21 protein-coding genes, 2 tRNA genes and 1 rRNA gene are annotated in these 24,954 nt (G+C 43.7%); 12 read left to right on the forward strand and 12 right to left on the reverse strand.

What is annotated here, in order from left to right:
* From rrf to ELZ11_RS19605, 3 genes are all read left to right on the forward strand, one after another.
* Positions 1-107: ribosomal RNA gene (gene rrf, locus ELZ11_RS19595) — 5S ribosomal RNA — on the forward strand; the annotation flags it as partial.
* Between the two features lie 45 nt (positions 108-152).
* A tRNA-Asp gene (locus ELZ11_RS19600) sits at positions 153-229 on the forward strand.
* Positions 230-263: 34 nt separating this feature from the next.
* Positions 264-340, forward strand: a tRNA-Trp gene (locus ELZ11_RS19605).
* Positions 341-858: 518 nt separating this feature from the next.
* Here the strand turns inward: ELZ11_RS19605 and ELZ11_RS19610 are convergent.
* Positions 859-2,130 (reverse strand): erythromycin esterase family protein, encoded by a 1,272-nt coding sequence (locus ELZ11_RS19610; RefSeq protein WP_137359079.1) that lies wholly within the window; start codon positions 2,128-2,130, stop codon positions 859-861.
* A gap of 193 nt (positions 2,131-2,323) precedes the next feature.
* Between ELZ11_RS19610 and mepA the strand changes: the two genes are divergently transcribed.
* The gene (gene mepA, locus ELZ11_RS19615) at positions 2,324-3,154 is read left to right on the forward strand and encodes a penicillin-insensitive murein endopeptidase (protein ID WP_137359080.1); all 831 of its coding nucleotides are present in this window, start codon (positions 2,324-2,326) and stop codon (positions 3,152-3,154) included.
* A gap of 14 nt (positions 3,155-3,168) precedes the next feature.
* On the opposite strand, the gene ELZ11_RS19620 is transcribed toward mepA, so the two are convergent.
* The 3 genes from ELZ11_RS19620 to rdgC form a co-directional block, all read right to left on the reverse strand.
* A complete protein-coding gene (locus ELZ11_RS19620) occupies positions 3,169-3,423 on the reverse strand; it encodes a YfhL family 4Fe-4S dicluster ferredoxin (RefSeq protein ID WP_137359081.1) in 255 nt (84 codons plus the stop codon).
* A 2-nt stretch (positions 3,424-3,425) separates the two neighbouring features.
* On the reverse strand, positions 3,426-4,829 hold the full coding sequence (gene trhP, locus ELZ11_RS19625; protein WP_137359082.1) for a prephenate-dependent tRNA uridine(34) hydroxylase TrhP: 1,404 nt from the start codon (positions 4,827-4,829) through the stop codon (positions 3,426-3,428).
* A gap of 204 nt (positions 4,830-5,033) precedes the next feature.
* Complete coding sequence (rdgC, locus tag ELZ11_RS19630) at positions 5,034-5,948, reverse strand: recombination-associated protein RdgC (RefSeq protein WP_137359083.1); 915 nt, start codon at positions 5,946-5,948, stop codon at positions 5,034-5,036.
* Between the two features lie 191 nt (positions 5,949-6,139).
* On the opposite strand from rdgC, the gene phoB reads away from it, so the two are divergent.
* From phoB to ELZ11_RS19645, 3 genes are read left to right on the forward strand one after another with little or no spacing between them, the layout of a single operon-like run.
* Positions 6,140-6,829, forward strand: a complete 690-nt coding sequence (gene phoB, locus ELZ11_RS19635; protein ID WP_137359084.1) for a phosphate regulon transcriptional regulator PhoB — start codon at positions 6,140-6,142, stop codon at positions 6,827-6,829.
* Positions 6,830-6,865: 36 nt separating this feature from the next.
* Positions 6,866-8,161 carry a phosphate regulon sensor histidine kinase PhoR gene (gene phoR / locus ELZ11_RS19640; RefSeq protein ID WP_137359085.1) on the forward strand — a complete coding sequence of 432 codons (1,296 nt, stop codon included), beginning with the start codon at positions 6,866-6,868 and terminating at the stop codon, positions 8,159-8,161.
* Entirely contained in the window at positions 8,158-9,108 is a 951-nt protein-coding gene (locus tag ELZ11_RS19645) for a PstS family phosphate ABC transporter substrate-binding protein (RefSeq protein ID WP_137359086.1), read from the forward strand. Before phoR ends, ELZ11_RS19645 begins: the two co-directional genes overlap by 4 nt.
* 56 nt (positions 9,109-9,164) lie before the next feature.
* Here the strand turns inward: ELZ11_RS19645 and ppx are convergent, their stop codons facing one another.
* The gene (ppx, locus tag ELZ11_RS19650; RefSeq protein ID WP_137359087.1) at positions 9,165-10,706 is read right to left on the reverse strand and encodes an exopolyphosphatase; all 1,542 of its coding nucleotides are present in this window, start codon (positions 10,704-10,706) and stop codon (positions 9,165-9,167) included.
* Complete coding sequence (ppk1, locus tag ELZ11_RS19655; protein ID WP_137359088.1) at positions 10,684-12,792, reverse strand: polyphosphate kinase 1; 2,109 nt, start codon at positions 12,790-12,792, stop codon at positions 10,684-10,686. Before ppk1 ends, ppx begins: the two co-directional genes overlap by 23 nt.
* A gap of 204 nt (positions 12,793-12,996) precedes the next feature.
* On the opposite strand from ppk1, the gene ELZ11_RS19660 reads away from it, so the two are divergent.
* From ELZ11_RS19660 to phoU, 4 genes are read left to right on the forward strand one after another with little or no spacing between them, the layout of a single operon-like run.
* Positions 12,997-15,210, forward strand: coding sequence for an ABC transporter permease subunit (locus tag ELZ11_RS19660; protein WP_137359089.1), 2,214 nt, complete (start codon positions 12,997-12,999; stop codon positions 15,208-15,210).
* Positions 15,211-15,251: 41 nt separating this feature from the next.
* Positions 15,252-16,937 (forward strand): phosphate ABC transporter permease PstA, encoded by a 1,686-nt coding sequence (gene pstA, locus ELZ11_RS19665; protein ID WP_137359090.1) that lies wholly within the window; start codon positions 15,252-15,254, stop codon positions 16,935-16,937.
* A 2-nt stretch (positions 16,938-16,939) separates the two neighbouring features.
* The gene (gene pstB / locus ELZ11_RS19670; RefSeq protein ID WP_137359091.1) at positions 16,940-17,758 is read left to right on the forward strand and encodes a phosphate ABC transporter ATP-binding protein PstB; all 819 of its coding nucleotides are present in this window, start codon (positions 16,940-16,942) and stop codon (positions 17,756-17,758) included.
* A gap of 27 nt (positions 17,759-17,785) precedes the next feature.
* Positions 17,786-18,484 carry a phosphate signaling complex protein PhoU gene (gene phoU, locus ELZ11_RS19675; protein WP_137359092.1) on the forward strand — a complete coding sequence of 233 codons (699 nt, stop codon included), beginning with the start codon at positions 17,786-17,788 and terminating at the stop codon, positions 18,482-18,484.
* 26 nt (positions 18,485-18,510) lie between these two features.
* On the opposite strand, the gene ELZ11_RS19680 is transcribed toward phoU, so the two are convergent.
* The 6 genes from ELZ11_RS19680 to ELZ11_RS19705 form a co-directional block, all read right to left on the reverse strand.
* Complete coding sequence (locus ELZ11_RS19680; RefSeq protein WP_137359093.1) at positions 18,511-19,002, reverse strand: hypothetical protein; 492 nt, start codon at positions 19,000-19,002, stop codon at positions 18,511-18,513.
* Between the two features lie 216 nt (positions 19,003-19,218).
* Positions 19,219-19,776, reverse strand: a complete 558-nt coding sequence (locus ELZ11_RS19685) for a porin family protein (protein ID WP_137359094.1) — start codon at positions 19,774-19,776, stop codon at positions 19,219-19,221.
* A 98-nt stretch (positions 19,777-19,874) separates the two neighbouring features.
* A complete protein-coding gene (locus tag ELZ11_RS19690) occupies positions 19,875-20,717 on the reverse strand; it encodes a YadA C-terminal domain-containing protein (protein WP_137359095.1) in 843 nt (280 codons plus the stop codon).
* Positions 20,718-20,859: 142 nt separating this feature from the next.
* Positions 20,860-21,789, reverse strand: a complete 930-nt coding sequence (locus tag ELZ11_RS19695) for a LysR family transcriptional regulator (RefSeq protein ID WP_137359096.1) — start codon at positions 21,787-21,789, stop codon at positions 20,860-20,862.
* Positions 21,790-21,889: 100 nt separating this feature from the next.
* Positions 21,890-22,648, reverse strand: coding sequence for a copper homeostasis protein CutC (locus ELZ11_RS19700; RefSeq protein WP_137359230.1), 759 nt, complete (start codon positions 22,646-22,648; stop codon positions 21,890-21,892).
* 334 nt (positions 22,649-22,982) lie between these two features.
* Positions 22,983-23,591: a peroxiredoxin C gene (locus tag ELZ11_RS19705; protein ID WP_017053745.1), complete on the reverse strand. Its 609-nt coding sequence runs from the start codon at positions 23,589-23,591 to the stop codon at positions 22,983-22,985.
* A 186-nt stretch (positions 23,592-23,777) separates the two neighbouring features.
* On the opposite strand from ELZ11_RS19705, the gene ELZ11_RS19710 reads away from it, so the two are divergent.
* Positions 23,778-24,683, forward strand: a complete 906-nt coding sequence (locus tag ELZ11_RS19710) for a hydrogen peroxide-inducible genes activator (RefSeq protein WP_137359097.1) — start codon at positions 23,778-23,780, stop codon at positions 24,681-24,683.
* Positions 24,684-24,954 lie beyond the last annotated feature (271 nt).

Raw genomic sequence — 24,954 nt, forward strand, 5'->3', positions numbered from 1 at the left:
CATAGCGTTGTGGACCCACCTGATTCCATGCCGAACTCAGAAGTGAAACACAATAGCGCCGATGGTAGTGTGGGGCTTCCCCATGTGAGAGTAGGACATCGCCAGGCTTTAAATTATGAACGACTTGCCTATGATGACAAGTAGTCCACTGCGGAGTGGTAGTTCAGTTGGTTAGAATACCGGCCTGTCACGCCGGGGGTCGCGGGTTCGAGTCCCGTCCACTCCGCCACTTATTCAGAGTTTCAGCTCTTAAAAACTGAGATAGGGGTGTAGCTCCAATTGGCAGAGCAGCGGATTCCAAATCCGCGTGTTGGGAGTTCGAATCTCTCCACCCCTGCCATATACGAAGCCTCAGTCGAAAGACTGAGGCTTTTTTGCATTTGTAGCTTATGCGAAGCCATGTTGGGAGCTTGATCGCCAGCCTGGTTAAACCACTCAACCTTGCTATATTCAAGTCTTTAGCAGAAGTGCCGGAGCCTTTTCATTTCTGAAGTGTTAATAGATGATATGAAAACGCTTAGTTTCCATCCTCCTGCCTGCTCAATCCATTTTACTTTTTTGAACTTGCCATATTTGGTATCTTGGCCTGAGTTTTATCGAAATTCATTAGTCTTCCTATGTATTCTCGAGTTTATCTCTAAGTTGTTTACTTATGTTAAGGCCCCAATAGAGAATGGAAGCTCTATTGGAGTCCATTTGGTTATGGCTTACTAAACAAAATGTTGGAATTCAAACGTATCAGTGACACGTGAATTGATGATTGGCTCTAATTGAATGTTAGAGTCGTTACTATTTGTGAGGAAGGGGCATTAAATTTTATGACCTAGTGAGAATGCGATTAATACTTGATGATTTCATTTATCTCGCAGTCGCTGGCTCTTCGAATGGAATGAAAAGGACTCCGTCAGCGATAGAAGATGGAGAGATTAATGGTAAAGCACCAAAAGCGTATCGGATGTACTGAGGGCTATCTATTTCACTACGTTGAGCTGATGGTTGAGAGTTAAAGTCAATGAATGTATCAGGATAGCCAGACAAGAATAGATTCTGGTTTAGCGTCCCTCTTTCTGAATAGTAATCTTCTTTATCTATCTCCCAGCGTGAACTATTAGGTGTATTTGCTGCAACATGCCCTGAGTAAGTCAGTTGCATGATGCTGTATGTGGTTTCTTCAGGGTACTTTTGATTGATGGCTTCTATTACCGATCCTTGAACTGGTATTGCATGAATGTTGTGTGCCCAAATGAATGTTTGCCCTTGTAAGTCAAACCATTCCTCTTTCAACCAGCGAATATTCTCAGCAGATTGATAGTCTGTATATGAATGCTCCAAATTGTGAATTTGGAAATGGCTATGGGCATACAAACTTTTCGCGACTTGTAACCAGAATGAAGCGAAATCTCTAAATTCTCGCGGTCTCTTTGGATCATATGTTGGAACGGCTTCTAAGGTCTTTTGATTGGATAAAGCTTGTATGAGATTGCTTAATTGTGCAGTCAGCTTTTTGTGATCATTCGATGTGTACTTTCTGTTTGAGTACCAGGGGCACATCATGATAGGTGCTATTGATTTAATTGTACTGTAGTTAGAAGTGTCTAAATTATTGGCTACTAAGTAACTTTCTAATTCATCAAACATGATACTGCACCCAGGGTCGCTGTTGATTCTTGAATCATAGCCAATTATTTTTAAAGACGTTCCAGTGATTGGTTGGCTATTTACGTAGTTAAAGAGCTGGGCGACTTCTTGACTAAACCTGTGGCCATACATGTAATTGGCATCAGGGCCTGTCGCTGCATCCATTAGGTCTTGCTTGCCTGTAAGAAAGTTTTGCCACGCGGCTAAGCCGTCATAGAGGCCAGCTTCAAATGCGACAAAGTCTAAGTCTCCTTCCTCATATAATGCTCTAACCATTCTCGACTTATAACTATAGGCTTTCGAACCTTGGTGAGTAGCTTCTCCAACACCAACAAAATCATAGTCCTTGGTCACCTCTATGAAATGTGTGAGATCGGCATTTCCGTATTCGAAATCAGTACTCGCGAGGGGAGAATGCTGCAGGGTCAATTCTTCTTGTTCAGATCCACAGCCCATTAAAAATATCAGGGTGAGTAAAGATATGTTTTTCATGCGGTTAGTCCTATTTATAGAATCTAACTATACTCAACGGCATGATTATGGTTTGTATTCTGTTTGTACTTAAGATTGCGACGAACAATTTAAGAGCGACGCATTTTTGCGGTGGGGTATACGTTGAATATTATTTACGTTACCAAGTAAACAATCGAACCTGTTACATGTAACGATTAAACAGGGAGAATTAATGAAAGTTAAATGGCACTGGTTATTTACGGTATTCATCGCTTTGATTCCATTTAAAGGCAATTCGAATGAGAACCGTTGGGAGGATATTAGAGAACCGAGCAAGTCAGCCCCCAACGCTATTGGTAGTTATGCTAATGGATGTCTACAGGGCGCCTATCCGCTACCTTTACAAGGTAGTGGATATCAGGTTGTTCGTTCTGAAAAAGGTCGCTATTTTGGACATCCTGATACGATAAGTTTTATTCAAAGGTTAGGAAACTTCGCAGAGCAAGACTTAGGAGCTGTTCTTCTCATTGCGGATATCTCTTTACCGCAAGGTGGGCGTTTTACTTACGGGCACTCGAGCCATCAAACAGGATTGGATATCGATATATGGCTCCGGCTTAGTGATCGCTTTCTTGACGTTAATGAGCTAGCCCAGGCTAAATCTGTATCAGTGCTGAATTCTAAAAAAGCGGAGATTGATGATACGCAATGGAAAGATAAACACTTTTCTTTAGTGAAACGTGCAGCGTTTGATGAGAAAGTCACTAGAGTTTTTTTACATCCCCTGATCAAACAGAAGCTATGTGAGAGCGAAACGGCCGATAAAAGTTGGTTGAGAAAAGTGCGCCCATGGTGGGGGCATCATTCTCATATGCATGTTAGATTGAAATGTCCGGAAGGAAACTCTAGTTGTATTGAGCAAGTGCAGCCTCCCCAAGGAAGCGGCTGTGGTGACGAGCTGATGAGTTGGATCACTAAACCAACTTCGCCAAAGAAACGAGGTGAACCGCCCGTCATGCCTGCGGAATGTGCAGTAATGCTAGACAATAAAAAAGCGCCGTAATGGCGCTTTTTTATTTAGGCTAAACCTTGAATGATGACGAACTTCTCTAGAAGCTCTTCATCTGTTTCAACGTGTTTAGGATCGGTAATGATACACTTACTAATCGGACATACAGATTGGCACGTTGGCTTATCGTAATGCCCTTTACATTCAGTACATAGCGCTGGGTCGATTTCGTAGATTTCGTCCCCCATAGTAATTGCACCATTTGGACACTCAGGGTCACACATGTCACAATTAATGCAGCTAGCTTGAATTAGCAGAGCCATTATTATTTACCTGAAGCGTTACGTGTATCTTGGCCTTCGCTCAAGTTACGCATTAGCAGGCCGTACTCTAGGTCTAGGTCTGCAGGTACAGGGATAAATACAAAGTGACCGTTACCCTTTGCGTCTTCTACAGCTTCAGACTTACGGTTTTCCATCACTTCCAGTTTAAAAACAACGTTACCTTTTGGTGTCATCATTTCTAAGCTGTCGCCCACTAAGAATTTGTTCTTAACTTCTACTTCTGCTAGATCACCGCGGCGTTTACCTGTGAATTCCCCAACAAATTGTTGAGTATCAGAGATAGAGTAACCGTATTCGTAGTTTTGGTACGCGTCGTGAGTGTGACGGCGTAGGAAGCCTTCAGTGTAACCACGGTGTGCTAGGCTCTCTAATGTACCCATTAGGCTTTCATCAAATGGCTTACCTGCGACAGCGTCATCGATCGCCTTACGGTAAACTTGTGCAGTACGAGCACAGTAGTAGAAAGACTTAGTACGACCTTCGATTTTCAAAGAGTGAACGCCCATCTTCGTTAGACGCTCAACGTGCTGGATTGCGCGAAGGTCTTTTGAGTTCATGATGTAAGTGCCATGCTCATCTTCAAACGCGGCCATTTTCTCTTCAGGCTTGTGTGACTCTGAAAGAAGAACTACTTCGTCTGTTGGTTTACCTAGACCTAGCGTGTTGTCTGGACGTTCGTCTTGAACTTCTACTTCTTGAATCTCAACGCCTGTTGGATTTGCTTCAACGATCTGACCGTTCTCGTCTTCTTTTGCCGCTTCAGTTTTGTATTCCCAACGACAAGCGTTAGTGCAAGTGCCTTGGTTAGGGTCGCGCTTGTTCATGTAACCAGAAAGTAGACAACGACCAGAGTACGCCATGCAAAGTGCACCGTGAACGAAGATTTCTAGCTCTGTTTCAGGGCAGTGTTCGCGGATTTCTTCGATCTCTTCAAGTGATAGCTCACGAGATAGGATCACACGTTCAACGCCTTGTGTTGCCCAGAATTTTACAGTTGCCCAGTTTACAGCGTTTGCTTGAACTGAAAGGTGAATAGGCATTTCAGGGAATGCTTCACGAACCATCATGATAAGACCAGGGTCAGACATGATTAGAGCATCAGGGCCCATGTCGACTACAGGCTTAAGATCACGAATGAAAGTCTTTAACTTAGAGTTGTGCGGCTGAATATTACAAACAACGTAAAGCTTTTTGCCTTGAGCATGAGCTTCGTTGATACCAATTTGTAGGTTTTCGTGGTTGAACTCATTGTTACGAACGCGAAGGCTGTAACGCGGCTGGCCTGCATATACTGCATCTGCGCCGTAGGCAAATGCGTAACGCATGTTTTTAAGGCTTCCTGCCGGTGATAATAGTTCTGGTACAAATGGTGTTTGTGTCGTCATTGCTTCTTTCTCTAATCTGATCTCAAGTCAGGTTGATATCACCAAGTGATATCAAAGGGGCGCAAATTTTACGCTAAAATGAGCCTGGTTGATAGCCCTAAAGATAGCAATGATATTAAGAAGAGAGTGAAGGGACAAATAAAGAGTGGGAAATATCAGAAAATCAACTCAGGTACGGGCGTACCTGAGCTTTGAAATCGAACTTTAAGCGTTAGGCTGAGTTAATCCGCCTAATGATTCGAATAGGTTGGGCAAGAATGCGCTGAACTCACCGCAAAGTAGTGAAAAGTCGGCATCAAAGCGTGCGGCTTGATCTTCACGAGGAATGTCGTCATTTTCATCTTTTAGGTCATCGCTGTATTTTAAGCGCTTGATACTGCCATCTTCACCAAGAATGAATTCGATGCGATCTTGCCAGTTAATCAGAAGCTTAGTGACGACTTTATTGGCTTCGATGTGGTTTTTGACCTCATCGGCTTCTAGTTCTTGCTTCTTAACGCGAACAATACCACCATCTTCTTGAATAGATTTTAGCTCTGCTTCATCCAGCATAGTAATACCTTGAGGTGTATCACCCGACTTAACCCACTCAGTTAGTGTTGTTTCAATCGCTTGCTCTGGAATCGCAGGAACAACAGGTAGGCTGCCCATGGTTTTACGTAGAAGTGCCAGTACATCTTCTGCTTTCTTATAGCTGCTTGCATCAACCACAATAAAGCCTTCTTTTGGCATAATAAGCGCGTATGTGAAATTGCTACGGCTAAATGCACGTGGAAGAAGATCGATGATGATGTCTTCTTTCAAACTGTCTTTTTCTTTTTTCTTCAGTGGTGTACCAGACTCAGCTTCAAGAGCTTCAACCTTAGCATTCAAAGATTCTTTGATGACTGAAGCTGGTAGCATTTTCTCTTCTTTCTTTGCACAGATAAGAATGCGGTTCTCAGAAACGTGCGTCATCATATCGCCATGTTTACCCATAGCGTGCACCCAACCAAACTTTTGCTTGTCTTGGCTGCCACAAGGCGTAAAACGGAACTCTTCGAGTTGTTTCTCTAGTTGATCTGCGTTGAATTCGATATCGCGGTTAAAACGATAAACTAGGCAATTTTTAAACCACATAATATTTCTCTTACCTTTTTAGAAGACGCTCATGATAGGAGATTTCATGGCGTTTGTCTTAGATGATATTCAAAAACTAAAAGTGAAACGTTTGAGACAGTTATATGAAAATTTGTTTTCAAAGGTCACAAAAGTGTCATAATTAATGCAGATAATGCAATGCGTTGATTAAATACAAAGGTTATTCAATTATGTCGAGAAGGATTCTGGTTGTTGAAGATGAAGCGCCGATCCGTGAGATGCTGTGTTTTGTTCTTGAGCAAAAAGGGTATCAAGCAGTCGAAGCCGAAGATTATGATACGGCAGTTACTAAGCTATGCGAACCTTTCCCAGATCTAGTATTACTAGATTGGATGTTGCCTGGTGGTAGCGGCATTAACTTTATCAAGCATATGAAGCGTGAAGAGTTAACGCGAAATATCCCTGTGGTTATGCTAACGGCGCGTGGTGAAGAAGAAGACAAAGTTCGAGGCCTAGAAGTGGGTGCCGACGACTACATCACTAAGCCTTTTTCACCAAAAGAATTAGTCGCTCGTTTGAAAGCGGTTATCCGCCGCGTAACCCCAACGGCCTTGGAAGACGTGATTGATGTACAAGGGTTGAAACTTGATCCTGTATCACACCGAGTAACCGCAAGCGAAGGTCCAGTCGATATGGGGCCGACAGAATTTAAAATGCTGCATTTCTTTATGACTCACCAAGAGCGTGTTTATAGCCGTGAACAGCTATTAAATAACGTGTGGGGAACCAATGTTTATGTAGAAGATCGCACAGTAGACGTTCACATCAGACGTTTACGTAAAGCGTTGGAATCAGCTGGACATGACAAGTTGATCCAAACCGTGCGAGGTGCTGGCTACCGTTTCTCAACCAAAGCCTAATTGAGAGCAGAGTTGTAGGCGACAACGGAGTATTGAATGGTTGAAAGGTTAACCTGGAAAAAGCTGGCTTGGGAGCTGGCTTTTTTTTACGCACCTTGGGTGTTTGTAGGATGGATTTTTGGTTATATGCCGTGGTTGCTGTTAGTGGCCACGGCTTTACAGCTTGTATGGCATTTACATAACCAGATGCGTTTGTCTGCATGGTTGTGGGATGAAAAACGTCTGACACCGCCTAGCGGAACTGGGAATTGGGAATCGTTATTTAACGGGATCTACCGTTTACAGCAGCGCCAACGTAAAAAGCGCAAAGAGCTGACGAACTTGATTCGACGTTTCCGAAATGGTGCTGAATCGTTGCCTGATGCCGTAGTTGTGTTCCGTGGTGAAGGCAATATCGTGTGGTGTAATAAATTAGCGCAACACCTTTTGGGTTTTCGCTGGCCAGATGATTCCGGTCAACCTATCTCGAATTTGATTCGAACTCCTGATTTTATCAAGTACCTTAACCGACAAGACTTCTCTGAGCCGCTTGAAATGCCGTCGCCGCTCAACGTTGAGCGCATGCTTGAATTACGTATTGTGCCTTACACTGAAGGCGAACACTTGATGGTAGTACGTGATGTGACTCAGCTTAAGCAGTTGGAAGGCATGCGACGTAACTTCTTTGCTAATGTTTCTCATGAATTACGCACCCCAATGACTGTATTGCAAGGGTATTTGGAAATGACCGAAGACCCTGACATGGTGGTGGGTCCGATGTGGCCGAAAGCGCATGGTGTGATGACAGAGCAACTCAATCGCATGAATAGCTTGGTGAATCAACTTTTGACCTTGTCAAAGATTGAAGCGGCACCGATGCACGAATTGGAAGAAGTTGTGAATGTGCCGGCGATGCTAGAGGTGTTAGAGAAAGAAGCCGCGAGCTTAAGTGGTGATCAAGGGCACAAACTGAATTTCAATATTGATAACAGCTTACGTGTTCTCGCCGATGAAGATCAGCTACGCAGTGCCATTTCTAACTTAGTTTATAACGCGGTGAAGTACACTCCGGCAGGGGCTGCTGTTAATGTGCGCTGGTATCAAACCAGTCAGGGAGCATGTTTGGAAGTTTCAGATACTGGTGACGGTATTGAGCCCCAACACTTGCACCGTTTAACAGAGAGGTTTTATCGCGTTGACAAAGCGCGTTCACGAGACACTGGCGGCAGTGGTCTAGGGTTGGCGATTGTGAAACATGCGTTGACTCACCATGACTCTCATTTAGAGATACACAGTGAAGTCGGCGTTGGTAGTACCTTTTCCTTCACTTTACCGAATCGGTTGACCGTATGATTAGCCGTTGGGTGAGCGTGTTTATCAGTACTTGTGTGTTGGCACTGCCAATACAAGCCGAGGTGCTCGACGAATATCAAAAGACCCCGGGCGTTTCGGGAAACTTGCTATCGGTTGGCTCAGATACACTGGCCGGCATGACAACTTTATGGGTCGAAGAGTTTAAGTCTTATTACCCAAATATTAACGCTCAAGTACAGGCATCGGGCTCAGCAACCGCGCCTCCCGCTTTAACGGAGGGCACTGCGCAATTTGGGCCAATGAGTCGCCCTATGAGGCTACGCGAAATCGAGGCATTTGAGCGCGAACATGGTTATAAACCAACGGCACTAAGGGTAGCGATTGATGCGATAGGGTTATTTGTCCATAGAGACAATCCGATCCAAGGGCTTAACTTCCAGCAAATCGATGCCATCTTTTCGGAAACACTACGTTGTGGTGCAAATGAAAACATTACCACGTGGGCTGGTTTAGATATTGGCCAACCATGGGCGGATCGACACTTTCAGCTATTTGGCCGTAATTCTGTGTCTGGAACGTATGGTTACTTTAAGCAAAATGCATTGTGTGGTGGTGACTTCAAAAATCGCGTCAATGAACAGCCAGGCTCGGCATCAGTCGTGCAATCGGTGGCGTCTTCTATAAGTGGAATTGGTTATTCTGGTATTGGCTATCGTGTAGCTGGTGTTAAATTGATCCCGATTGCGCAAAGCGGGACCGATTATGTGCATGCCACACGTGAGAACATCTTAAGCGGTAAGTATCCGTTATCACGATTCCTTTATGTGTATGTGAATAAGCATCCGAACAAACCGTTATCACCTGTCGAGAAAGAGTTCTTAACCTTTATTTTCTCTGAGCAAGGACAAGAGCTCGTCGAGAAAGATGGCTACCTGTCGATCCCTAGTAGCTTTGCTAAGCAAGAGCTGGCCAAAGTTGGTCTATAGCTAAAGGCGATATTTTCTAGGCGTAGCCTTTAGGCATGAGGTGATAACCCTCTGAGCTACTTTGATGATGAGGCAAGGCTTAATTGCCACCCAGCGTTGTCCCATAGCTCTTGCTCGTGAGCTAAATCCGCGGCGAGCAACTTGTTTTCTTCGAGCCAATCTTTGTTGCTACAGTCTAGTTGCCAGTGATCGTGGTCGATCAGGTTGATCTCTAAATCTAACATTGGCGTGTCATTTCGTTGTCCATTAATCAATATCGATAACCTGAGTATTCTAATCAAACCGATGATATGACTATTCTTAAACAATGAAAGCGGTGGCATTTCATGTAGCTTAAGCGCTTTTCGTTGAAACCGCGTGAGTGCCGAGAGCACTAGCTGTTGCTCACGGTTGAAGCCTGGCATATTGGTGTGGCGAAGAAGATAAGCAGAGTGACGATGAAACGCTTGAAATGAAATACTGAGGCCTACTTCATGTAACAGTGCTGCCCACTTGAGCAAATCGAAAAGTTCACTTTGTCTGCCGATCCCCAATTGTTTGTGTGTTTGTTTTAGCAGTTTGTGCGCTTGTTTTTTTACTCGGCTGGCATGTTCTAGATCCACAAGGTGCTTGTTCGCTAGGTTTTCTGTGGTACGCATTCGAATATCGCAGCGCTCAAAGCGCTCTTCCATTTCATACAAAAGCCCTTCACGTAACGCACCATCCGAATAGTGTAATTCGGTAATTTTTAGGTCGTTGATGATGGCACCTAAGATAGCGACACCAGCGGCGAAAACCGGTTTTCTTTCCTCGTTTAACCCTGCCAGCTTTATATTATCGACATGAGAGAATTCACACAGTTGCTCGATTAGTTTTGCTAGGCGTTTAGCGTTGATGATCCCGTCACTGTGTCCCGCTGCGACTAATACTTCTTTGATGGCCTTTATTGTTCCTGAGGAGCCTAGTGCCAGGTCCCAGCCGCGTTTTCGGTACTTACTTGCGAGTGGTTCTAATCGTTGCTCAGTAGCGATCATAGCACGCATGAAGTTGTGCTTAGTGATTGTTCCGTCAGCAAAATACTTATCACTGAAGCTAACACAGCCCATTTGTTTACTGTTGACGAGTTTGGCTTCTAAGCCGTGGCCAATAATTAGCTCGGTACTGCCGCCACCAATATCGATAACCAGTTTAGATGGCGATTCTGTCTGTGTGTGGGCAACCCCTAAGTAAATGAGCCGAGCCTCTTCTTCACCGGGAATAATTTCAATCGGGAACGGTAGTACTTCTTGAGCACGTTGAATGAAAATATGGGCGTTGTTGGCTTGGCGTAAAGTATGTGTAGCAGCGATCCGGACATTTTGAATATCAAACCCAGATAACCGCTCTGCAAACATCGCCAGACATTCTAAGCCTCGTTCAATGGCACTATTACTGATGTTCTTTTGGGAGTCTAGGCCTAGAGCTAGTCGCACTCTTTGTTTATGACGGCTAACTAGTTGTAGCTCTTGACCTACCACTTTGGCGACCACCATATGAAAGCTGTTTGAACCAAGGTCGATAGCGGCAACATTTCTAATTTTGTCGCTATCAAGTGGATTATTTTGGTTGGCTTGGTTCATGATTGATGGCTTTCTCCCGATCTTTACGAGTTTGTTTTTCGACTTGTTTCAAGTATTCATAGATAGCAATTTGAGAGCGTCGTTTCTTTTTGTTCCCTCTAGGAACATAGGTGTTACTCATCTCTTTATCAATGAGGCGTGCTTTTACGGTATCAGTAAAATGAATCTCAATAATATCGATTAAGCGTTGTTTTAACCTTTCATCTAGAATGGGAGTCGCGACTTCAATACGGTGATCTAAGTTTCTTGTCATCCAGTCAGCCGAAGATAGGTAGACCAACGGATCGCCATCATTATGTAAAATCATTACTCGAGGATGTTCTAAGAAGCGGTCGATAATACTGATGATCTTAATATTGTCGCTGACGCCTTCAATTCCAGGAACTAAAGAGCACATACCGCGAATGATCATCCGGATTTTTACGCCAGAACTGCTTGCTTCATACAGTTTACTGATCAGCTTTTTATCGACGAGATTATTAACCTTTAGGGTGATTTTTCCTTTCTTACCCGCCTTGGCATTGTTTATTTCGTTATCAATTAACTGGTTTATCTTCTTACGAGAATTGCGGGGTGAAACGATGAGCTCATCAAAACTAACGGGACGGTATGGGTTTTCAATATACCCAAATACGTTACGTACTTCGTTGGCGATACTGTGATTGGCGGTGAGCAGTGAGAAATCTGTGTAGATACGGGCGTTCTTTTCGTGGAAATTCCCGGTACCGATATGAGCATAATAAGTGATTTCATCCTGCTCTCGGCGGCTAATGAGTAGCAACTTGGAGTGGATTTTTAAACCGGGCACACCAAACACCACATGCACGCCAGCTTCGGTGAGGAGTTTAGCCCATTCAATATTTGCTTCTTCGTCAAAGCGAGCTTGTAGCTCGACGACTACTGTGACTTTCTTACCGTTATGTACCGCATCAATGATCGAATTAAGCAGTTTGGAGTTTTTTGCCACTCGATAGATGTTGATCTTGATGCTCAATACTTTTGGATCGAATGAAGCTTGCCTAACCAGCTCGGTGATGTGATCAAACGTGTGGTATGGGTAATGCAGTAAAATGTCTTGTGCTTTAATGGCATCAAAATGGTTACTGTAAGGATCAAAGTCCGCGCAGCTCATTGGCGCTAAAGGTTTGTTTTCTAAGTACTCCCTTCCCATATTTGGAAAGGCGATGAAATCTTTAAAGTTATGGTAACGACCGCCTGGAATTAAACTGTCGTAGTTGGAGATACCGAGCTTAGCGCATAGGAACTCCAACATCGCTGCCGGCATTTCTCTTTCATAAACGAAGCGCACGGGAAGAGCAGTTAGCCTTTGCCCCAATCCTTCTGACATTTGTTCAAGCAGGCTGTGCTCAACCTCATGGCTTAAATCGTACTCTGCGTCGCGGGTCATTTTCATCGCGTAGCAATTCAGTGAGTCGTACTCGAAGAAGCCGTGGAACAATTCATCTAAGCAATAGCGAATGATGTTATCGAGCAAAATGATGGTTTTACGCTGTTTACCTTTTTGTTCTGGCAAGGTGACAAAACGAGGTAAATGATCGGTAGGGATCTCTAGCAATGCGTATTCTGAACTCGTTTCTTGTTTCAGTTCGACGGTTAAGTAGGCGTACTCGTCTTTGAGAAATTGTAAGACATCAATGTCATCGGTGATCAAAAGGGGAGTGATATGCGCGAGGACTTCTTTCTTGAAGAACTTCTTAACCCATTTTTGCTGAGCGTCATTAAGCTGAGTCTCGTTTACTAAAAAGATGCGACGACGAGCCATTTCCAGAATCAGATCATTATATAGCTCGTCAAATTGTTGATTGAGCTTGAGCGCTTTGGTCTGCATTTTGGTTAATAAATGCTTGGAGTTGTCGTTGCCACCGCGCTCTTGGTTGATGAGAATTCGTCGTTTTACATCCGAAAATCTGACTTTGTAGAACTCGTCTAAGTTATTGGAAAATATGCCTAAAAAACGAATTCTTTCGATGAGAGGTACTGTTTTGTCTGCGGACTCTTGTAAGACTCGTTCATTAAAAGATAGCCAGCTAAGTTCTTTCTCAATGTAGAGTTTTTCAGAGTTCATAGTGCGTTCCTAAAAGGTAACAAGAGTCAGGTAGCTCTCAAATCATGAAAAGTGAGCAGACTATGGTGTTTTTGTTACGATATTATTTCAAGTGAGTCGATATGCAAAAGTTACTATTAGTTTCAGTTGTTTAATGTGATTTGTAATATAATTGTCATGTAAACGACATACTATGACAGTAGCTCAAAAAAGGTAGAGAGACACATGGCCGCAGCCGAATTTTCATTGAAGGAACGAGACAAAAAAAGGTGGTTGAAAGATCGTCTTGTCCGTTTTGCGGTGACTTGCGGTGCCGTCAGTGTATTAGCGGCGTTAGTCTTGATCTTTGTCTACCTAGCTATGGTTATCCTGCCAGTATTTTCTGATACGGGTTTGGAAACCGATCAATTAGTACAGCCAGTTACGGTAGAACAGCCTATCTCTCTTGCGGTTGATGAATATGGGACTAACGCTTTGCTGGTGGACTCATCTGGCAAGATAGACTTTTGGGCGTTAGATAATTCATCAAAGACGCCTTATTTTTCTACGTCCGTTATTGACTCACCGATCGCGTTTGCGAAAAGCCCACCTTCCGATAATTGGTTCGCATTTGCGAATGCTCAAGGTAAGGTTCAGTTATTCCAACCTGAGTTCACTTCTCAGTTGTCTATTCAAGGGCAAACTTCCACACCGAAACTTGGATACATACAAAAATCCCAAAGCCCGATTGTGTTTGCTCAAGAAGGTGAGCGCATTGAGCAATTTACCTTTGCTGTTTCTAATAACCAATTAACCGTGGTGGGGCAATTAGAAAGCGGCAGCATCGTTGTAAAATGGTACAGCTCTACGCTAGACGGGGAATTGCAGGAGCGAGCCGTTCAGGTTTTATCTCGCGAGTTTGCTAAGCAGAGCCAGTTGTTGTTGATTCCTAATGGACGAACGTTGTATCTACGCAACGGTTCTGAACTCACGGTTCTTACGTTACAAGAGCAGCAATTTAAAGTTCGAGAAGTGATCGATTTGAGTTTAGGTGACCCTAAACATGCGGTGAAACATATCGATTTGTTGTCCGGTGCTTATTCGATTCTAGTCAGCCATATTGATGGGCGTGTATCGCAATGGTTTGATGTATTGAGCGATAAGCAACGTCGCTTGACTCATATCCGTGATTTTAAATTGGCCTCTGAAGTGCAATTTCTATTGCCGGATACTTATCGAAAGGGCTTTTACAGTTTTTACGAGAATGGCACGCTACAGAGCCATTATACGACCAGCGAAAAGCTGTCGATGTTTGAGCGAGCATTCACAAAATCACCTCAGTTAGCGGCGATGTCCGCCAATGAGCTGCACCTCGCTACCTTGACTGATGGCGTCATTAGTGTGGCGAAAGTCGACAACGAATACCCAGAGATTTCTTTTTCATCTTTGTGGCAAAAAGTGTGGTACGAGAGTTATCCGGAACCACAATATGTCTGGCAGTCAACCTCGGCTAACGACGACTTTGAAGGCAAGTTTAGTTTGGTACCAATTACCTTTGGTACGTTAAAAGCTGCGTTCTTCGCTATGCTGTTTGCGGTTCCTATTGCCGTGTTAGGCGCGATTTACACCGCTTATTTCATGTCACCTCGGATGCGACGAGTGGTGAAACCTTCGATTGAGCTGATGGAAGCTTTGCCTACAGTTATCATCGGTTTTATTGCAGGGCTTTGGTTCGCGCCGATTGTTGAAACGCATTTGACAGCGGTAGTCTCATTAATGGTGCTATTGCCTCTCTCAACCTTGCTGGTGGGGTTTGCTTGGTATTGTTTACCGCAAGATATAGCAGGTCGGTTCCCAAATGGGTGGCATGCCTTGATCTTAATTCCAGTTTTGATTCTGACCGTATTACTGGTTTTCGCTTTTGGTAATCAGATTGAATCCACCTTGTTTGGTGGAGATCTGAAAATGCTACTTAGCCAATATGGTATCGACTTTGATCAGCGAAACGCGCTCGTTGTTGGCTTTGCGATGGGCTTTGCGGTTATCCCGACCATTTTTACTATTGCTGAAGACGCTATTTTTTCAGTACCTAAACACCTATCTGATGGCTCGTTAGCCCTCGGCGCTACGCCATGGCAAACCTTGATTTATGTGGTATTGCTGACCGCAAGTCCAGGGATATTTTCAGCCATCATGATGGGGTTAGGTAGAGCGGTGGGTGAAACCATGATTGTATTGATGGCAACGGGGAATACGCCAATTATGGATTGGAATATTCTTGAAGGGATGCGCACTTTGTCGGCGACCATCGCAGTAGAGTTGCCAGAGTCCGAAGTCGGCAGTTCCCACTTTAGATTGCTATTCCTAGCAGCGCTGTTGTTATTCATATTTACGTTTGCAGTAAACTCTATTGCGGAGTGGGTGAGACAAAGATTGAGAGATAAATACCGTGCCTTGTAATCAGAGTATCAGCCCAAGTTTCTTAGCGAGAGAAGCTTATTATGTTTAAGTGGTTGAAATCAGGCTCACCATGGGTATGGCTGACGGGAGGTGCGGTCAGTATCAGTATGCTTTCGGTTTTGGGTTTAATGCTACTGATAGGTTGGAAAGGTCTCACGTATTTTTGGCCTGCGCCTTTGTACCAATGGCAGGTAGATGAGCCAGCAAGTACTTCGGAGCTACCGCATACTCAGCCAAATCAGCAGATGCTAATCGGTCAGTTATATGAGCGAAAGTATATTCCGGTTGAACAAATTACAGATGCAAAAAACGTCCTCCCAACCGATGTATTGGACAGTGGCCTTGTTAAGCGGCTTAGTATCAAAATTGCGAACCGAGAGCTTTACCCTGCCGACTTTGTATCAATATTAGAAGTTAATTTGAAAGAGGTCGCGACACCCAAAGAATGGGCAGTGATAGAAAGAAGCCGTGGTGGTTACTTTTTTGGTAAACCTGTTGGTTTTAAAACCGTTGAAGGCATTCGTACTAAGAACATTGAAGCCGAATTATTACGGGGTCTTGCCTTCGCAGATACGTTACGAGAAGAAACTCGCCGGATTGTTGACCAAGAAATCCGCAATGTGAGCTGGGAGCTAGAGCAGCTACGTTTGCAAAAGCGTAAAAAGCAGCTTAATGATGATCTTAGCGAAGCGTATTTAGCGGAGTATCAATCCCGAAAAGTGGTACTGGACGCACAGCTTTTAGAGTCTGAACAACGCTTAGATAAATTACGCCAACAGTTAAATGTTGAAGCGTTATTAGTTCAAGATATGACTGGAGAAACAGTCGAGATCCCACTTAGTCATATTTTGGATTTTTGGTTCCCGAACAAAATGAACCTTGCCGAAAAAACGGTGCATTGGGGCAAGCAAGTCTGGAAATTTCTCTCTGAGAATCCACGAGAGTCGAATTCTGAAGGTGGTGTGTTCCCTGCGATATTTGGTACGGTATTGCTGGTTATCTTGATGTCCATCATCGTCATGCCATTAGGGGTGGTGGCGGCTATTTATTTGCATGAATACGCTAAGAACAATGCTTTGACGCGGGTGATTCGCATTGCAGTAATTAACTTAGCTGGTGTTCCTTCTATCGTGTATGGTGTATTCGGATTAGGCTTCTTTGTGTATACCATTGGTGGCTCCATCGATTCACTGTTTTATGCTGAGCGGTTACCAGCGCCGACATTTGGTACGCCAGGCCTGCTTTGGTCCTCACTCACTTTAGCGGTGCTAACCTTGCCAGTGGTGATCGTCACCGCAGAAGAAGGGCTTACCCGAATTCCTAGCTCGGTCCGTCATGGTTCATTGGCGTTAGGCGCTACTCAATTTGAAACCTTATGGCGCATTGTATTACCTATGGCCAGCCCTGCAATTATTACCGGGTTAATTTTGGCAATTGCGAGAGCGGCAGGTGAAGTGGCCCCATTAATGCTGGTGGGTGTCGTGAAGTTGGCCTCTAGTTTACCGGTAGATGGCCAATTCCCTTATGTGCACTTAGATAGAAAGTTCATGCATTTAGGTTTTCATATCTACGATGTGGGCTTTCAAACGTCGAACATTGAAGCGGCGAGACCATTGGTTTACGCCACATCATTTTTGCTGGTTACTGTGATTGTTGGGCTAAATTTAACGGCCATTAATATACGCAATAATTTACGCGAGAAATATCGAACCCTAGGACAAGATTAAGCATGTTTTCGATTAATGAAACTTTGGGATACCAAGCGCCACTCGATGTAAATAACTTGAGTGACGAGCAAACAGCGATTGCTATAGAAGGGCTAAACTTATTCTATAAAGAGACGCAAGCGCTAGACGATATTTCAATGCGAATTCCAAAAGGGCAAGTGACCGCGTTTATTGGGCCGTCGGGTTGTGGTAAGTCGACGTTGTTGCGCTGTATTAATCGTATGAACGATTTAGTGGAAGGCTGTAAAGTCACGGGTAAGGTTCGCCTTCATGGGAAAAATGTTTACCACCCTAAGGTTGATGTCGCCACGCTGAGACGTCGTGTGGGGATGGTATTCCAAAGACCAAATCCATTTCCTAAGTCGATTTATGAAAATGTTGTTTATGGCCTGCGCCTGCAAGGCATTAGTAATAGCCGGACGTTAGATGACGCCGTTGAGCGTTCTTTAAGAGCGGCAGCATTGTGGGATGAAGTGAAAGATCGCCTACACGAAAATGCGTTTGGGCTCTCTGGTGGTCAGCAGCAGCGATTGGTGATTGCGAGAGCGGTAGCGATTGAACCTGAAGTTTTACTGTTAGATGAACCGACGTCGGCACTAGACCCAATTTCAACATTGACCATCGAAGAGCTGATTAACGAGTTAAAAACTCAGTATACCGTAGTCATTGTTACCCATAACATGCAGCAAGCGGCGAGGGTAAGTGATCACACTGCCTTTATTCATATGGGGAAATTGATCGAGTACTCAGATACCGATTCAATCTTTACTTCACCATTGAAAAAACAAACGGAAGACTACATTACTGGTCGATACGGATAGAAATATTTACTCATTTAAGGAGCTTTTATGCAATTTGGTCGTCACATCTCTGGTCAATTTAACGTTGAGTTAGAATCGATTCGAACTCACGTATTAACCATGGGTGGCTTGGTTGAGCAGCAACTGTCCTTCGCTATGCAAGCACTGCACAAAGCGGATGAAGAGCTTGCTCGAAAAGTTGTGCGCGACGATCACAAAGTGAATGCGATGGAAGTGTCTATTGATGAGGCTTGCACGCGTATCATTGCAAAAAGGCAACCTACCGCGAAAGATCTTCGCTTGATCATGGCGATTATCAAAACCATTACGGATTTGGAAAGAATTGGTGATGTTGCGACTAAGATTGCACGGGTAGCGATTGAATCGCCTTCATCGAATGAGCAACAATTTCACGTCTCATTAGAACCTCTGTGCCGTCAAGCGATCACTATGTTGCACCAAGTCCTTGATGCTTTTGCAAGGATGGATGTGGATGCAGCAGCGGAAGTGCATAAGTTAGATGACAAGTTAGACGCGGAATATGAAGCGGTTATTCGTCAGCTAATGACTTATATGATGGAAGACCCTAAAAATATTCCTAATATTCTTCAGGTCATGTGGTCTGCTCGCGCAATAGAGCGAGTCGGGGATCGTTGCCAGAATATTTGTGAGTACATCATCTACTTTGTGAAAGGCAAAGATGTTCGCCACTTGGGCGAACAAAGTATCGATGATGTACTGAAGTAGCTTGGATATAGGTGTTAGCGAAACGATTAGAAACTAAAGTTAACACCTAAATTAATGTTTGCAGTGGTATCGTAGAACTCAAACGTCTTGTTGTGATCAAAGAAGTTAAAGTCCAGTCCCGCTCTCAAGCCGATATTTTCTGTCGCTTGATATACATACGCACCGCCTAAGCTCAATCCCGTTGCACTTTTTGACTCAATCGCCGAGTTAGTCGTCCTTTCCCCATCATATGCCGCTAGGCCGATCTCCGCTTGGAAGCCGTGCTTTTTAGCAGTACCGAGTAATTGCTGCATACCAAGTCGGTAGGTATTGATCGTTTCATCATAGTTATTTCTTTTATACCAAGTTTCAGAGTAGCTGAAATACAGCGCATCTAAATCGAAAGTATCTGAAGCTCCAATTTGGAACCCAAATCCGTGGAAGTCCCCAAGTTTCAATTCAGGAGAAAGGTGTAAACCACTGGCTGATACCGCTGTGGAAGAAAGAGCAAGGCTAAGAAGAAGTGTTTTGATTTTCATATTACCACCGAGACTAATTTGATGGCCGACCGTGGCGTAATGTATTTCCATATACCTGACTTTTCAATGAATTAGATTCGTGTGGTCAGGTTGATAGCGCTATTTTATGAATTGATTGAAAGTAAGGCTAAATGCTATTGGTTATAGCCTTAATTACTTGAGCTTATTAATGGCTGCGTCATAGTTGTATTTTCAATTAGTGACCTTGCGTGTAACTTAGAACTTGTAACCTACTGTCAAGGAGGTTTGATTAAGGTCGTAATCGTCAATCATCATAAAGTTGAATCGCAGATCGGTATAAAGGCCAAAGTTAAAATTGGCGCGTAAGCCAACACCGCTCAGGATAGAAGTGTCGGTGGCCGAGATGGAGCTAGAACCTCCCGAGCTACTCACGGTCCATTTATCTTTAATGTGGGCAAGCCCGATGGCACCGTAAGGTTTTAGGCTGAGTTCTTGAAATTTAAATGTGTAACCGATATCAGCATCTACTTTTAATGTGCTGAGGTTTGATTCGTACTTGTTGTTATTGGATTTTATCTCGTCAGTGTTCTTATCAAATGAAAGATTGAAGCCAACAATTCGATTTATGTCATAACCGTATTCAAGTTTCAGACCGCTACCAATATCTGAAGATGGGTAACTTGATAGGTAATGTTCTTGGTAACCGGTGGAGACACCTACACCTACTCGGTGACCTTGAAAATGTGGCTGTGCTAGTACGTTAGTTGCCGCCGTTACAGCGATAACAGTGGCGATGGATGTGAATAATTTCATGCAACTCTCGGAATAAGTGGATAGTGCGTCCTGCACTACAATGTTTGTCATGTCCTTATAATGAAGTTCCCCGCTGTCCCTAGCAGGGAGAGAGTGCTCTATTTAAAGCTGTACTGAAGACCTACGCCGCCAGCTACATCTGAAGAAGAGTATTTACCTGATGTCTCATAGTGGAACGTTCCAGAAACACTTAGGTTTTCATTGATTCCGTAAGCACCACCTAACGCTAGTGCTTCTTTAGAGCCTGCGAAACCTACACCAGCACCGATAGCAAATTCACCGTCAGCAACAAATGGGCGTGCGTTAGTTACAGCATGCAAACTTGCACGAATACCATCCATCTGTTCTTCATGGTTGTTGAACCTTCCGTTATATTCTTCGGCCATTGCCGTTAGGTTCATTTCTGCTGCAGAAATACGCTGTGACTCTGATGGCCCAGAAATGTCTGGCACATCCACATCATCCCCTTCAATTGGGTTTGAAGGCACCTGTGGTTGAGGACGTTCAGGTGTATTATCAACTGGTGGTTGTGTTGGGATCGGCGGGTGAGGTCGATCAGGCGTATTGTCTACCGGCGGTTGAGTTGGGATCGGTGGATGTGGGCGATCCGGTGTGTTATCAACTGGCGGTTGAGTCGGCGTATGCTCAATTGGCTGTGTCGGCTTTGGCAACTCAATTGGGTGGCTAGGATCTGGTAACGTCGGTTGTACCGGCAACTGTGGCTGCGTTGGTGTGTGCTCAATTGGATTGCTTGGCTCAGGTAAAATCGGCTGAACTGGCAATTGAGGTTGAGTCGGCGTTTGCTCAATTGGCTGAGTTGGGTTTGGCAGCTCAATCGGGTTTGAAGGCGTTCCTTCAATCGGATTTTGGATGTTGATGTCTGCAAATGCAGGCAGTGAAAACGCAGTGGCAAGAGATACTGCAATAATTGATTTTTTCATTGATACACTCTCAATAGTATTAGAAATATTGAGCATCCTTACTTAGGTTGCACTGTTTGTACTGACTCCCTGTCGATGAAGAGAATATTAAACAGTGTTTTATTTTTAGGCTAAGTAGTGGTTTTTATATCAGTGATAAGTATTACTTATTAACTTGTTCGGTTAAAGCTTGTTGGATTTCAGAGAAGAGCCAAGTGAGCATAGGGTCATTGCGGTTTTTGAGGTGTATATGAGCATGGATTGGCATTTGGTAGCGTTTTCCTTCAATCAATACGTCGATTGCTCTTAAGTCGGGGTACTTCTCGACTGGAAAAATATTGGAATGGGGCATGTACATATCGGTGTGAAGAACTACGTCAATGATGGCCATGATCAACTCAGAGCGAAATCCAACTTTATGCTCTAATGCATAACGCTCCATCATTTTAGCAGCGTAGCTATAGCTATCATTCCAACCAGGAGAGATCATTGAGGCAATCTCGAAACCAGCCATATCTTTGGGCTCAATCTCTTGCTTTTTGATTGGATGGCCTTGCCTGACGAATATTCTCCCTGTGAGGTCGATGAGCTTTTTGGCGTACACTTCTTTTGAAGTATTTGGTATTGCATAGCTTACGCCCAAATCGACGACGCCTTTTTGAATCTCTTCTTGTGTGGATGGCTTCCAACTAAGCAGCTCAAGTTGAGCGTTTGGAGCTTGAGCTTTGATCCGTTTAAATAGGCTACCTGAAAGACATGTTAGGACAACTGGTGATAAAGCAATTGTGATTTTATGATCGATTTCTTTCGGGTCGAATTGATTCGATGTATTAAGTGCGGATTCTAAGCCGTGGAAATGCGGCGTAATATTATTCGCTAGTTGCTCACAAAAAGATGTCGGTTGTAGCCCTTTATGCACTTTAACGAAGAGTTCATCATCAAAATGGTATCGGAGCTTTTGCAGGGCTTGGCTCACGGCTGGCTGAGAGACAAACAGCCTCTCAGATGCTTTCCGCGTGTTTTTTTCTTGATAAACAACCAGAAAGGTTCTCAATAAATTGAGGTCAAGATTGCTAAACAGATCCTTAGCCATAATTATCCATTTGTGAGCGAGTAGAATTCCAATATACGCGATAATGTCTTAATCGCTAAGCTTCTTTCAGTAGAGTGCTACTAACACTTCTTTTGTTCGCTCACTGTTTAAGGCCGTTATTCACCAGCAATAGCCTTAATTGCTTTAATTTTTTTGTATCAGTGATCGGGACAACATAATCATCGATATCGTCATTACCCATTTTTGCGTCTGCTTTCATAAGCATTTTGCTAGGCCTTGTTGTTTTGCCGGACAAGTGTAATGAATGAACGCCGCTATCACGCAGAATAGCCAGTGCATTGTCTGCGTTTACGCCAGCTCCCGCCATAATGTCGATTCGCTGATTGGCCTGTTTAACTATGGATTTAAGTGTGGCGATACCTTGCTCTGCTGTAGGGGCTAAACCTGATGTAAGTACACGTTCGCAGCCAAGTGAAATAATCGACTCGAGGGCTGATTGGTAATCGTTACATTGATCAATCGCCCGGTGGAAGGTAATGCCTAAGCCGTGTTGGTTGGCTGCCTCGACTAGTTTTCGCATAACATTTTCATCGACCTCGCCATCAGGGGTTAAAGCTCCGAGCACGACGCCTTGTAACTTCGCTTTTCCTGCTGAGTGAATGTCTTCCAGCATGCACTCGATATCATCGCTATCAAATATAAAATCCCCTTGTCTTGGGCGAATCATCGCATATACCGGGATAGAAGAAATTAACGCGGCTTGTTTCATGAAACCATAACTCGGAGTTAATCCTCCTAAGGCTAGGGAAGAACACAACTCGATACGATCGGCACCGCCTTGAATAGCGTTATGAAGAGACTCTAAATTATCAATACATACTTCAATTTCTACAGGCATCATCTTCGCTTACTCATTTAGAAAAGTAGCCTGATAATAGCAGCGAGGTGATTAGAAAACAGCGGCTAATGGCGAGGAAATAGAGGTAAAGTTTTAGCGTTTTACTGCCTCATTTACGTCAACTATTTTAAGGTAACAGCCTCAATTATAGTGGCAGTGGCTCTGGAGACCAAAACAAAAAGCCCGAAGCGTTAACTTCGGGCTTTAAATATGACTTTACTTCTTAACTGATTGGCGTTGCACGTTGTGCTATTGCTTTACGCTTCTTGTGCCTTTGGCTACTAAGAGAGCTTCCAACCATTCACCCGAGTTGAGCGCGGGCTTAAGAATGTAATTACTTGCTTAGGTCGTCAGCGTGCTCAGATAGGAATGCTGCAACACCTTTTGGAGATGCGTCCATACCTGATTTACCTTCTTCCCATTGTGCAGGACAAACTTCACCGTTCTTCTCGTGGAAGTTTAGTGCGTCTACCATGCGTAGCATTTCGTCGATGTTACGACCTAGTGGAAGATCGTTAACTACTTGGTGACGTACAAGACCGTCAGCGTCGATTAGGAAAGAACCACGGAAAGCAACGCCAGCTTCTGGGTGCTCAACGTCGTATGCTTTACAGATTTCGTGCTTAACGTCAGCTACTAGTGGGTACTTAACTTGACCGATACCGCCATCTTCGATAGCAGTGTTACGCCATGCGTTGTGAGAGAATTGAGAATCGATAGAAACACCGATTACTTCAACGCCTTTAGCTTGGAAATCTTCTAGACGGTTGTCAAAAGCGATTAGCTCAGAAGGACAAACGAATGTGAAGTCTAGTGGGTAGAAGAAAACTACCGCTTTCTTACCTTTAGTGAATTCTGCGAAGTTGAAGTTATCAACGATTTCACCGTTACCTAGAACAGCTGCTGCAGTAAAGTCAGGGGCTTGACGACCTACTAGTACCATTTTGGAATCTCCTAAAAAATTATTGTCCAAACATCTTTGTTTGGGCTTTTGTTTCTACGCGACAAACTATAGTACAAAAGTTACTATAGAAAAAAGCGAATTAAATAGATTAAGTTAATCGAAAAAAGCGATAAGCTTAATCTGTCATCGATTTAACCTATCTCATTCATATGACAGAGTAATTGCATGAATAAGTGGCCAAGTCTAAAACAACTCCATTACCTAGTAACTTTACATGAAACCCGTCATTTTAGTGATGCGGCAGATCGCTGTTTTGTTAGCCAATCGACATTAAGCAAAGGTATTCAAAACCTCGAAGAGCTGATTGGTTGCCCACTATATGAGAAGAAAGATAAAAAAAGCCCGTTAGTCTTTACTCAAGCTGGAGAGCTAGTGGTTCAGCAGGGGCGTGAATTGTTAGCGAAAGGACAGGATCTCGTGGAGCTCGGACGGATCTGCCAAGGGGAAACCATGCAAGGGCAGTTAAAAGTGGGGTGTATTCCAACAATTGCGCCTTTTCTTTTATGTGATTTAGTACAAGAGGCCAATCAACGCTTTCCACAACTTAACCTTCTATTAAGAGAAGATACGACGACAAATTTACTCGCGGCACTGCGCCATGGTGAACTGGATGTGTTAATTCTGGCGCTGCCAGTCGATATTGCGAACATGGAAAGTAAAGTTGTCGGGCAAGACCCATTTAGGATGGTGATCAGTCGAAATCAGGTTGACGGGATCCGAGTGCCTATTAAATACGATGATTTACCCGATGAATCGGTGTTCTTATTAGAAAATGAACATTGTTTAACGGAGCATGCGGTTTCTGCATGCCAATTGACAGAGCGCGAAAAGATTAATCCGTTTACTGCGACGAGTCTGCATACCTTAGTGCAAATGGTAGCGAATGGCCTTGGCACTACTTTTATTCCGCAAATGGCGATCGATCATGGCCTTCTAGAAAATCAAAATTTGGTTGTGATTGACCCTCCTGGCCAGCAGGCATATCGCGATATTGGACTTGTATGGAGGCCCAGCTCCTCAAGAAGAGAAACTTTTCATCAATTAGCGGAAGTTGTCTCTGAACTGCTTTAGCTGATGGTCTTACGTAAAAAGCTCACTAGTTCTAGTGAGCTTTTTAGCATTTTATTCTGAGAGTGTTATTTAACTTGTAAAATTTTACAGGTAAATTTTGATGAAGCTTTCATAAAATTCAATAACTTCACAATCGCTATTTTACAGTAGTAAATTATCTTGCTGTTTAAAAGTTATCCATATATAGCATCTAACCTGCTGTTTTTTAAGAAACTCATATCATACCCATTGTTTCGAACGTGCGTTTGAAACGTATTTTAAGTGTAAAATT

Origin of the sequence: Vibrio profundi (genome assembly GCF_005281835.1) — a bacterium.
GTDB classification, from domain to species: domain Bacteria; phylum Pseudomonadota; class Gammaproteobacteria; order Enterobacterales; family Vibrionaceae; genus Vibrio; species Vibrio profundi.